Source organism: Kitasatospora sp. NPDC001159 (assembly GCF_053598235.1).
This window is the reverse complement of sequence record NZ_JBSFJV010000172.1, coordinates 1-9,367: the sequence shown is the minus strand read 5'-3', so window position 1 is coordinate 9,367 and position 9,367 is coordinate 1. Positions and strand designations below refer to the sequence as shown.

Below are 9,367 nucleotides of genomic sequence, written 5' to 3'. Positions count from 1 at the left end.
GCCCCGACACCAGCACCCTAGGAACCCAGCCCACCCGAGACGGCAGATACCTATGCCAAACCACCCAAAAGGTCACTCATTCCGAACTGCACCCAAGTCGCTGCCCGTTACCGAGCCCGGACTCGTCCTGGTATCCCTGATCCTCTGGCTCCGCGGACCCGCAAAATCATCAATTATCGGACACGCCGCAGTCGGAGGGCGGCAGCAGCGTTCCCAGCGGGCCAAGGTCCAAATTGAGGTCATCCATGGTCAGGCCGTACCGGGCGCAGAGCTCGCCCATACGGTCGTGGAGGGCCATGAGGGTAGCTCCGAGGGTCTCCTCCTGTTCCTCGCTGAGGTCGCCGGTCTCGACGCGGTGGATGGCCTGACGCTCCATGAGCTGGCGTAGGAGTTCGACGATGGTGAGGACGAGTTTCATCAGGTCCCGTTCGACCCTTTCCGGGTCGGTGGAGATCCTGCGTGGCCGCCCCGGCGGCGTGCCGTGGGCCGGCGGCGGACTGTCGTGGGATGTCGCGGGCAGGAGACGGAAGGCGCGGGCAGCGGCTTCGGCCACCTCGTCGAACCGGCCGCGAGGCCGGCGCGCGTCACCGGTCATGGCTGTTCCCGCCGCGGGCGCGGCCGATCATGCGGGGGGCGGGGTTCTGTTCGCTGACGGACAGGATGAGTGCCCGCAGGGAGATTCGGACGAGGTCGATGTCCGCGATGGACAGGATGACATCGCCCGTGAGGACCACGCCTCCGCTGAGCAGCCGGTCCAGCAGGTCGATCAGGGCTGCCTGGCGTTGCGGCACGGTTGCCGGCCGCGGGCCGGGGGCCGTGCCATCAGGGTCGTTCATGGCGTGGCCTCTTCCGGGAGGCCGGGGGCGGCGAAGGAATAAGGGGCCCACGGCCCGGTGACGACGACGCGGACCCCGGGCAGGGCGGAGGCCGAGCGCAGCACGTCGGCTCGGAACGCCTCGCCGTGTTCCAGCGGTACGAGGTAGGCGTCGTTGAGGACGTTCACGCCCGGTTCGATGGCCAGCTCGCCTTCCTGCGGCCGGTGCCGGACACGGTCCACGGCATGGGCCAGGGCTGCTGCCTCGATCAGCTCGGCCCCACGCCCGGCTACGCGGAGGGCGTCCTGTTGTGCGTCCCGGTCGGCCCGGCGCCGGCGCAGGTAGGCACGTCCGGGGCTGAGATCCGGCTCGGGCAGAGGTGCTGGCGGTCGGTCAGGTGGGGCGTCGACGTACAGCTTCACACCCCATTCCACGTACCCGGTCAGGCGGGACAACCGGTCCACGAAGACCTCCAGCCCGTCGTCGAGCATGTTCCGCACCCGGTCGTCGTCGAGATACACCGTTGCCAGGCGCAGCGGAACGACAGTGGTGCACGCCGAGATCGCCTCGACGACGCCGTTGTGGGAGCGGGCAAGCGCCTCCAGCCACTCGAGGTCGTCGAGGTGACGGGGCAGGGCGGTCTCGTCGAAGTCTTCACTGGGCACGGGGCTCACGGCTGCCACGATGTCCCTGCCGCGAGTGTCGGACACCAGGTGGACCGGTGCGTCCACGACGCCGGTCAGGCCTTCCACGGTCCGCTGCAGGCCGGCGGCGGGCCGTGCGACGGCGTAGGTGTAGGCGAGCCGCTCGGGGGTCATGGCTCACCCCGGGTGGTGTTGCGGGTCCTGGGCGCGGCTCGCTTGGGGCGGGTAGCGGGGCGGCTTCTGTCGTGGCTCTCGGTCTGTTCCTCGGCGGGTGACAGGGCGGCAGGGTCGGCGCGAAGGGCGTTGATCTGCTCGCGCAGACGCCGGTTCTCCTCGATCTGCTCGCGCAGGAACCGGTTCTCCTCTTCCAGGGAGGGGCCGCTGTCCGCCCGTGAGGACAGCGAGGGGTCGTGCTCCCACCAGTCGATGCCCATCTCCTTGGCCTTGTCCACCGAGGCGATCAGCAGGCGCAACTTGATGGTGAGAAGTTCGATGTCGAGAAGGTTGATCTGGATGTCGCCCGCGATGACGATGCCCTTGTCGAGGACGCGTTCCAGGATGTCGGCGAGGCTGGCGGAGGACTGCCCGTAGGGCGGCGCGGACCTGGAGGGAAGGGAGCCGAGGCGGTTGGCGATCGGGTCTGTCACGGCTCGGCCTCGTTTCGCTGCCGGGTGCGTGCGGGTGGGGTCACGTGTCGTCGTCGGGCTGTCTGCGAGCCCTGATCTCGTCCAGGCGGTCAAGGAGTTCGTCCTCGCGGCGGTCGAAGGTCTCCTCGTCGATTTCTCCCGCCAGGAGAGCCCTCTCGAGTGCGGCGAGCTCCCGTTCGACGGGCGCAGGGTCGTAGTACTCGTCCTCCGCGACCTCGACAACGCGTTCCAGCACCCACACGGTGCCGCGCACCGGTGCGAGCGGGAATGTCAGGATCTGGGTGAGCAGGCCCACGGGGTGCCTCCGCTAGACGAAACTGTAGGCGGGCAGCGGGCCGTACAGTCGAAAGTCGAAGTCCCGGCCCAGCTCGTGGATGAGCCCCTTCTCCGCGGCGAGGAACGGCTCCTGGTGTTCCTCGTCCACCAGGAAGGAGATGTTGAGGAAGTCGTCCCCGGTGGGCTCGGAGATCCTCTCCTGGAGGGTGTGGGGGCGCAGCGCCTCGATGACTCCGGAGGCGAGCGCCTGATGGCGGGCGAGGACTTCCTGGGTGACGAGTTCGCCGAGCGCCAGCGAGAGGTCCGGGCCGGCGTCGCCGGCCTTGATGTCGTCGTTGAGGCGCCTGGCCTCGGGTGACTCCTGGAGGATCTGACGCAGCAGCACGTCCCCCTCGATGGCCGCCTTCAGGTGGTACTCGGCGCAGCCTTCCAACGCCGCCAGACGCTGGGTGTACTCCTCCCGGCGCTCCTCGAGGACGCGGCGTACGGCGTCGTCGTCGGGGGCGGTGAAGCCGAAACGCAGGGGCAGGACGGCGCCGGTGGTCATCAGGCGCTCTTGGACGGCCTGGTGTGCCATCAGGTCGCGTCGCTTGGGCCGCAGGCCCTCGGGGGCTTCACTTACGACGGCGCAAAGTGTGTCCACGCACACGGTCCGTAGTTCGGCCGGGGCTTCGCCAACTCCCGTCAGGCCGTCGAGGTTGCGGGGGTGTGTGGCGGCGGTGATGGAGTAGACATAGAGGGTCACGTCATTCCTCCCGTTGCCTGGTGGGCCGGCGGGTGGGCCTCGCGCGCTTCGGTTCGGCTTCCTCTTCCTCCTCGTCCTTGTCGCGCCCCAGGTGGAGGGAGTCGGTGATGGCTTCGACGGCGCCGCCGATCGCCCCCTTGCTCTTTCCGCGCGCTCCGCCCTCGGTCACTTTCCCGACGATGTCGGTGAGCTGGGCCGGTGCCTTGCGCCCGGATTCCAGATCCAGGCGGTTGCACGCCTCGGCGAACCGGAGGTAGGTGTCCACGCTGGCGACGACGATCCGGATATCGATCTTGAGGATCTCGATGCCGACCAGGGAGACCCGGACGAAGACGTCGATGACCAGACCGCGGTCGAGGATCAATTCGAGGATGTCGTAGAGGTTTCCGGTGCTCCCGCCGCGGGAAACACTGGCTGAGCTTTGCGGCACCACAGTCACGGTGCCTCCCTTCGCCGGCCCGCCGTCGCGGCGGGAGCGGATGATTCCGCTCCGTCGCGGGTGGCGGGCTCTCAGGTACGGCGGTCGATCTGTCCACGGGTGTAACGGCGGATCCGCTCGTACGCCAACAGTTCGCCCTCCTCGTCGAGCGACACTCGGTAGCTGGCCATCACGCTGGTCGTCTCCGGGATGCGCTCCAGTTCCACCACCTCCACGTCGGCCCGCCACCCATCCTCGGAGGGCTTGAGCGCCGACACGGACTCGGGTACACGCCCCAGGAGTTCCGCGAGTTGCTCGGCGGCAGCGCACATCGCCTGTGCCGCGGAGACCCGGCGCCGAGGGCGGCGTCCCGCGTCCTGATCCTCGCTCGCCGCCCGCCTGGTCCCGGCACCGCTGGGGCGCGCAGAGGTCGGATCCGTGCGGGCAAGCCTTCTAGGCCTGACGCCGTCCTCTCTCTTGTCTGGGGCCATCTTCTTCTCCGGGATCGGAGGCGACGCGCTGTGAGATACCGCTGTGCGTCCGCCTACAGCTATTCCATGATAGACGGCATTCCTCCTGAATTCCGGTGACAGCTGTTCTCGCCCGGCCTGCGGCGGCCACGGTCCGCGAGCCCGGCCCCCTACGCCCGTTGTCGGCGAGGACCGCGATGGCCTGGTCGGCTGACGCAGGCTGGTGACCCTGACGGAAACGGTCGCTGCCCACGTGGCGCATGCCTGCCGCTCTGGCCAGACTGGAAGTACGGAGTCCTGGCACGGGCCAGGGGCCGCACTCTGCCCGCCCGGTACTGCACGACCTGGGCGGGTGCCGAGCAGGTGTCATCGGCCGCCCCACCCGTACGCCCGGTCCCGCCGATGCAGAGCCTCCCAAACACCCCCGGGCAGGACGAGGGGCATGGCGCAGGCCGCTCGCGTCGCACCGGTCCACGGAGTGACCGAGTGCCGGAAAGGACGACCCCATGAAGGACACCACCAAAGTTGCTCTCGCGGCGGCGGTCGCCGGCGGGTATGTGCTCGGCCGCACGAAGAAGGGGCGGCTCGCATTCGCCGCCGCGACGTACCTCGCAGGCAGGCAGTTCGGGCTCAATCCGCGTCAGCTCGCCACCGAGGGGCTGCGGCGGCTTGGCGAGGTGCCGCAGGTCGCGGAGCTGAACCAGCAGGTCCGGGGAGAACTGCTCGAAGCCGGCAAGCACGCGGTGGCAGCCGCGGCCAACCGTCGCATCGGGGACCTTGCGGACTCCCTGCGGGAGCGCACCCTGAACGTGGGCAAGCCGAAGGAAACGGAGGAGGAGCCGCACGACGAGGAGGAGCCCGAGGAGGAGCCGTACGACGAGGAGGAAGAGCTGGAGGAGCCGTACGACGAGGAGGAGGAGCCCTACGACGAGGAGGAGCCCGAGGAGGAGGAGCCCGAGGAGGAGGAGCAGGAACCGGAAGAGGAGGAACCGGAGGAGCTCGAGGAGGAGCCCGAGGCCGAGAAGGCGCCACCGCGCCGCAGGCGTCCATCGCGGCCCGGGGGAGCTGCTGCCGAGACCGAAGAGCGGCCGCGCTCACGTTCCTCGCGGACGGCCCCGAAGCCGGCGTCGAAGTCCGCCCCCGCGCGCAAGCCCGCCAAGAAGGCCGCTGCCCCGGCGAAGAAGACGGCCCCGGCAGCGAAGAAGGCCCCCGCGAAGTCGGCTCCGCCCGCCAAGCGCTCGTCGACCCGCTCGACTCCGTCCAAGACGGCCGCCGCCAAGGCTCCGGGCAAGAAGACGGCCGCGCCCGCGAAGAAGGCCGCCGCCAAGACGTCCACGCGGTCCACCCGGCGGAGGTAGGTCATGGCCAGGACGGAACAGGAGGCTCCTGGGATATCGGGCGTCGACCGGCTAAAGGGGGAACTTGTTCACTACTTCCAGGCCCAGCTGGAGAACCTGGTTGAGAAGGCCGGCGACAAGGTCGCCGATGTCACGGGCCAGCTGGGGGAAGTGGCCCAGAACGGCGGCGTGCTGCCCAAAGTGGGCGCACGCGTCCTGCAGGGCGACTCACCGATGAAGGCGTTCCTCGCCGAGAAGGCGAAGAGCGTGAAGGACAACTTCGTCGAGAAGGTCAAGGGAGTCTTCGGCGGCGGCAAGGCCGGCCGGAAGGCCGGCAAGAAGGTCATGAACATCGTCGAGACACTCGACGTTGGGGTGCCCGTACGGACTGCCTACGACCACTGGACCCAGTACGCAGACTTCAGCGGCTTCGCCAAGGGCGTGCTAGACGTCTCACAGGGCGACGAGGTGACCACCGACTGGAAGGTCAAGGTCGGGCCCTCGAAGCGCAGCTTCAAGGCGACCGTCCAGGAGCAGGTCCCGGACGAGCGCATCGTGTGGACCTCGACAGGCGCCAAGGGCAGCATCCGCGGAGCCGTCAGCTTCCACGAGCTCGCTCCAACCCTGACGCGCATCGTGCTGGTGGTCGAGTACTACCCCTCGGGGCTCTTCGAGAAGACCGGGAACATCTGGCGCGCCCAGGGCCGCCGTCTGCGCCTGGACTTCAAGAACTTCCAGCGGCACGTTTCCCTCACCAACGACGAGGCCGAGGGCTGGCGTGGCGAAATCCGCGACGGCGAGGTCGTACGCACCCACGAGGAGGCCATGGAGGAGGAAGCCGCTGAGAACGACCAGGAAGCGGAGGAGTACGAGGACGAGGGCGAGCCCGAGGAGGAGTTCGACGAAGAGGAACCCGAGGACGGGGAGTACGACGAGGGGCCGGAGGACGAATACGAATACGAGGGCGAGGGCGAGGACGAGGACGAGGACGAGGACGAGGCGGTGGCTGAGGAAGGGGAGGACGGCGACCGGGGCGGCGCCGACGACGAGGACGACGAAGACGAAGACGACGAAGACGACGAAGCACGCTACGAGGAGGACGAGGAGTGAGCGCGTCGTGACTCCGAGCCGGTGCGCTCCCCACCCAGTCGTCGTCAAGGCCGTCGGAGGAGTGCTGCCCTCGCTGACCTTCGGCCCCTCCGGCTTCCGCTATGCCCTGCCACAAAGAGGTGTGAATAGAAACAAATGGGGCAAGAGCGGAGCTAGTGATTGACTCCCAGAGGAACGAGGACAGGATGAGCGCGGGGAAGAAGGTCAAACACACCGCGGAGACGGCTAAGGGCAAGGTCAAGGAGGTCACGGGAAAGGCCGTTGGCAACGAGTCCCTTGTCGCGAAGGGCAAGGCCGAGCAGGTCAAGGGCGACGTTGCCCAGGCCGGACAGAAGGTGAAGGACGCCCTGAAGCCCTAGCAGCGCCCGGGGAGGGGCCGGCCGCCCGCGTATTCGGTGCATGGTCATGCCAGGTCGCCGACCGAGCGCGGGTGGCCGGTTCTACACCAGCACCCCACCCGTCAGCACTCTTCCCGTCGCCACTCGCCCGGCCTGCGGGCGGGCTCGGCTTTAGGCGGAGGGCGGCGCACCGCAAGGCCGCGCGGACGGCATTCTGATGTACGGCCCGATTGGAGCCCTCGTCGTTCTCGTCGTCCTGCTCCCCGGTTGCCCGGTGGCGGTTTTGACGCTCGGTCGCCTTGAGGCTCGCCTGCTGAACTTTCGTCGGCCCGCGCAGGCGCCGCCGCCCGGTCAGCCCCCTGGACCGCCGCGTGACGGCTGAGCGGCGGGACTCTCCCGGGTAGCCCCCGGTCGCGAACGGGCCGCGATCCGGGGGCTGTGAAGCAGGTCGGCAAGCCGACGCGGCGGCAGCCGTGCCCGGTCCCCTCGGCCGGACGAGCCGGATGAGAGGGCGCCCGGGCGGTCCGCCGAGGCTGTCGTCCGGAACGCCGCCGGAGGCGCGGATCAGCCGACCCAGGATTGGGTACGCGCCGTCCGCGCGCGCCGCCGGCGGACAACCACGGCCAGGACGCACACGGCCGCCCCTGCCAGGGCCAAGGTCAGCGACTTGCGGGAGACCCGGCCGGTCCGTACGGCGGCTTCCCGCAGCGGCTCCGGAGTCTTGTCCTGAACGGTGTGGGCAACGGCCGCCGCCGTGTGCGCCAGATGCTCCTTGGCATGGGAGACCGCGGCCTGGCCCGAATGGGTTGCCTGGGTGGCCCTGTCACGCGCATGGGCGGTGGCGACCGCCGTCGTACTGTGCAGGCGGTTCTTGGCCTGTGCCGCCCTCGCCTGGACCTGGGTCGTGCCCTTCATCTTGGACGTGATTTCCTCGATGCTCTGCCCGAGTCGCTGTCGGGCGTGCTCAATGGACTCACGCAGGCCGTCACCCGCGTTCGAGGAGCGGTCGGCATCAGGTGTGTTTGTCATGGGTGGACCCTTTCCTGGATGTCTGGATGTCGGTCTCTGAGCGGTCATCTGCCCGGGAACGGAGGAGGCGTCTGCCCGGATACCGGAGGCGCGGCGCGGTGCGCCGACGGCCGCTACCAACGCCTGTGCGATGGTGGTGACGACGACGGCCGCGACACCGGATAGCCGCCGGCGTCTATCCCCGACGGCCTCGCTCAATCATCCGCCCTGCGGATGGCCGAGACACGGCGACGTGCTGGGCAGGCATCCACAGCGAGCAGCGCCGCCCGTCCGCACCGCTGTGTGCCCGTCCCACCACCCGTGTTCGCCCAACAGACCCTTCTCGCCGCCGAGCGCCGCCTCGCTGCCCAGCTCCAGCACGCCCTCCTGCCGGTGTCCCAGCAGTCCCTGCGCCTGGCCGGGCTCAGGCGGCCTCAGCCTCCTCCGGTGCGGCTGCCGGAGCAGGTTTGCGTCAACCGGCCGGTGGTATACGTCCAGATGGACACCGCCCGGCCGCCTGGCCGCGGCTCCGGGCGCCCATCGCGTACCGCATCAGGGAAGACCCAATGATCATCCTCGGCGTCATACTGCTCATCATCGGCTTCGTCACCGGGATCTCGATCCTGTGGACCATCGGCATCGTTCTGGCCGTTATCGGCCTCATCCTGTGGGTTGCCGGCCTCCTCGGCCACGCTGTCGGCGGGCGCCGCCACTACTACTGACACCACCCAGTCGCAGCACGGCCGCCGCGGGGGCTGGATGGGCCTCGGGCACCACAGGCGGTCCGCGTCGGCTGAGGGGCGAAGCCCGGTGCACACTCACGATCCGCCGGCCCACGTTCGACCGCAGGAGGCGGGCCTTGACGTGCCCGGCCTAGCGGTCCTCGGCTTCCTCGGCGGTCAGGCGCAGCGTGGCGATGCGCTCCCAACTGGTGCCCCGCGCCACGCTCGGCGACGACCTCCGCGCCGTACAGGAACAGCTCCGCGTCCCGCACGATCGAACGGACCGCGTCGGCGTACTCCCCGGCGACCGCGACGTACGAGGCTTCGACAGCACGCTCTCGCTCCGGCCTGCTCGGTGTTGCCGTGACCTGGTCATCGCGGGTCATTCGGCGCGGTGGGGACGGTGGGAGGCGACGCGCAGCGTGGCCCGGGCGGGGAGTTGCTCCCATCCGGTGCTCCGGCGGGCGCGGTGAAGGGTGCTTTCCAGGGCGTGGAGAACATCGCGGGGGCGGGCGTCCGGGTCGAGGGTGAGGTCGAGGGTGACGTGGGGGTGGTGGGCGGGACCGGTGAGGTTCGCGTGCGCTTTGTGGACGCCGGGGAGTCGGGTGGTGTCGGCGGCCAGGGCGTCGGCGAGGGCGCTGTCGTGCAGTTCGACGCCGTCGCAGGGCGGGTTGCCGACCGGCAGGCGTCCGGGGTGCCGGTGGCGCAGCTGTGCCAGGAGCCACCACAGGGCAAAGGCGGCGAGGATGGTCAGGGCGGCGATGATGGTCGGCCACCACCAGGCCTCGCCTGTCCAGCGGGTGCGGTCCTGGGCCGGCAGGAGGGTGTCGTGCGGGC

The 9,367-nt window shown here is 69.6% G+C and carries 14 protein-coding genes; 4 read left to right on the top strand and 10 right to left on the bottom strand.

Annotated elements, in window-relative coordinates; all coding sequences use genetic code 11:
* Positions 1-169: 169 nt before the first annotated feature.
* From ACWC9T_RS39455 to ACWC9T_RS39420, 8 genes are all read right to left on the bottom strand, one after another.
* On the bottom strand, positions 170-595 hold the full coding sequence (locus ACWC9T_RS39455; RefSeq protein WP_449825867.1) for a gas vesicle protein K: 426 nt from the start codon (positions 593-595) through the stop codon (positions 170-172).
* Positions 585-836, bottom strand: a complete 252-nt coding sequence (locus tag ACWC9T_RS39450; RefSeq protein WP_449825866.1) for a gas vesicle protein — start codon at positions 834-836, stop codon at positions 585-587. The genes ACWC9T_RS39455 and ACWC9T_RS39450 overlap by 11 nt, the downstream gene beginning before the upstream one ends.
* A complete protein-coding gene (locus ACWC9T_RS39445; RefSeq protein WP_449825865.1) occupies positions 833-1,633 on the bottom strand; it encodes a GvpL/GvpF family gas vesicle protein in 801 nt (266 codons plus the stop codon). The genes ACWC9T_RS39450 and ACWC9T_RS39445 overlap by 4 nt, the downstream gene beginning before the upstream one ends.
* The gene (locus ACWC9T_RS39440; protein ID WP_449825864.1) at positions 1,630-2,106 is read right to left on the bottom strand and encodes a gas vesicle protein; all 477 of its coding nucleotides are present in this window, start codon (positions 2,104-2,106) and stop codon (positions 1,630-1,632) included. Before ACWC9T_RS39440 ends, ACWC9T_RS39445 begins: the two co-directional genes overlap by 4 nt.
* A gap of 40 nt (positions 2,107-2,146) precedes the next feature.
* Positions 2,147-2,401: a gas vesicle protein GvpG gene (locus ACWC9T_RS39435; protein WP_449825863.1), complete on the bottom strand. Its 255-nt coding sequence runs from the start codon at positions 2,399-2,401 to the stop codon at positions 2,147-2,149.
* A 12-nt stretch (positions 2,402-2,413) separates the two neighbouring features.
* Positions 2,414-3,127, bottom strand: coding sequence for a GvpL/GvpF family gas vesicle protein (locus ACWC9T_RS39430; protein ID WP_449825862.1), 714 nt, complete (start codon positions 3,125-3,127; stop codon positions 2,414-2,416).
* Position 3,128: 1 nt separating this feature from the next.
* Entirely contained in the window at positions 3,129-3,566 is a 438-nt protein-coding gene (locus ACWC9T_RS39425; protein WP_449825861.1) for a gas vesicle structural protein GvpA, read from the bottom strand.
* Between the two features lie 71 nt (positions 3,567-3,637).
* Positions 3,638-4,036 (bottom strand): gas vesicle protein GvpO, encoded by a 399-nt coding sequence (locus ACWC9T_RS39420; RefSeq protein WP_449825860.1) that lies wholly within the window; start codon positions 4,034-4,036, stop codon positions 3,638-3,640.
* 485 nt (positions 4,037-4,521) lie between these two features.
* Here ACWC9T_RS39420 and ACWC9T_RS39415 point away from each other — a divergent pair, with 485 nt between their 5' ends.
* From ACWC9T_RS39415 to ACWC9T_RS39405, 3 genes are all read left to right on the top strand, one after another.
* Positions 4,522-5,373: a histone protein gene (locus ACWC9T_RS39415; protein WP_449825859.1), complete on the top strand. Its 852-nt coding sequence runs from the start codon at positions 4,522-4,524 to the stop codon at positions 5,371-5,373.
* A 3-nt stretch (positions 5,374-5,376) separates the two neighbouring features.
* The gene (locus ACWC9T_RS39410; protein WP_449825858.1) at positions 5,377-6,462 is read left to right on the top strand and encodes an SRPBCC family protein; all 1,086 of its coding nucleotides are present in this window, start codon (positions 5,377-5,379) and stop codon (positions 6,460-6,462) included.
* A 155-nt stretch (positions 6,463-6,617) separates the two neighbouring features.
* Positions 6,618-6,821 carry a CsbD family protein gene (locus ACWC9T_RS39405; RefSeq protein ID WP_449825857.1) on the top strand — a complete coding sequence of 68 codons (204 nt, stop codon included), beginning with the start codon at positions 6,618-6,620 and terminating at the stop codon, positions 6,819-6,821.
* A 543-nt stretch (positions 6,822-7,364) separates the two neighbouring features.
* Here the strand turns inward: ACWC9T_RS39405 and ACWC9T_RS39400 are convergent.
* Positions 7,365-7,829, bottom strand: a complete 465-nt coding sequence (locus ACWC9T_RS39400) for a hypothetical protein (RefSeq protein ID WP_449825856.1) — start codon at positions 7,827-7,829, stop codon at positions 7,365-7,367.
* A gap of 545 nt (positions 7,830-8,374) precedes the next feature.
* On the opposite strand from ACWC9T_RS39400, the gene ACWC9T_RS39395 reads away from it, so the two are divergent.
* Complete coding sequence (locus ACWC9T_RS39395) at positions 8,375-8,530, top strand: DUF6131 family protein (RefSeq protein WP_253800145.1); 156 nt, start codon at positions 8,375-8,377, stop codon at positions 8,528-8,530.
* Between the two features lie 382 nt (positions 8,531-8,912).
* Here the strand turns inward: ACWC9T_RS39395 and ACWC9T_RS39390 are convergent.
* Positions 8,913-9,367, bottom strand: a 455-nt coding sequence (locus tag ACWC9T_RS39390) for an alkaline shock response membrane anchor protein AmaP (RefSeq protein ID WP_449825855.1), incomplete at its 5' end; no start/stop codon positions are given.

What these genes read in the sequence shown, in the direction of transcription:
- ACWC9T_RS39455 (WP_449825867.1), bottom strand. Translation starts at nt 595, where the DNA reads ATGACCGGTGACGCGCGCCGGCCTCGCGGCCGGTTCGACGAGGTGGCC.
- ACWC9T_RS39450 (WP_449825866.1), bottom strand. Translation starts at nt 836, where the DNA reads ATGAACGACCCTGATGGCACGGCCCCCGGCCCGCGGCCGGCAACCGTG.
- ACWC9T_RS39445 (WP_449825865.1), bottom strand. Translation starts at nt 1,633, where the DNA reads ATGACCCCCGAGCGGCTCGCCTACACCTACGCCGTCGCACGGCCCGCC.
- ACWC9T_RS39420 (WP_449825860.1), bottom strand. Translation starts at nt 4,036, where the DNA reads ATGGCCCCAGACAAGAGAGAGGACGGCGTCAGGCCTAGAAGGCTTGCC.
- ACWC9T_RS39415 (WP_449825859.1), top strand. Translation starts at nt 4,522, where the DNA reads ATGAAGGACACCACCAAAGTTGCTCTCGCGGCGGCGGTCGCCGGCGGG.
- ACWC9T_RS39410 (WP_449825858.1), top strand. Translation starts at nt 5,377, where the DNA reads ATGGCCAGGACGGAACAGGAGGCTCCTGGGATATCGGGCGTCGACCGG.
- ACWC9T_RS39400 (WP_449825856.1), bottom strand. Translation starts at nt 7,829, where the DNA reads ATGACAAACACACCTGATGCCGACCGCTCCTCGAACGCGGGTGACGGC.
- ACWC9T_RS39395 (WP_253800145.1), top strand. Translation starts at nt 8,375, where the DNA reads ATGATCATCCTCGGCGTCATACTGCTCATCATCGGCTTCGTCACCGGG.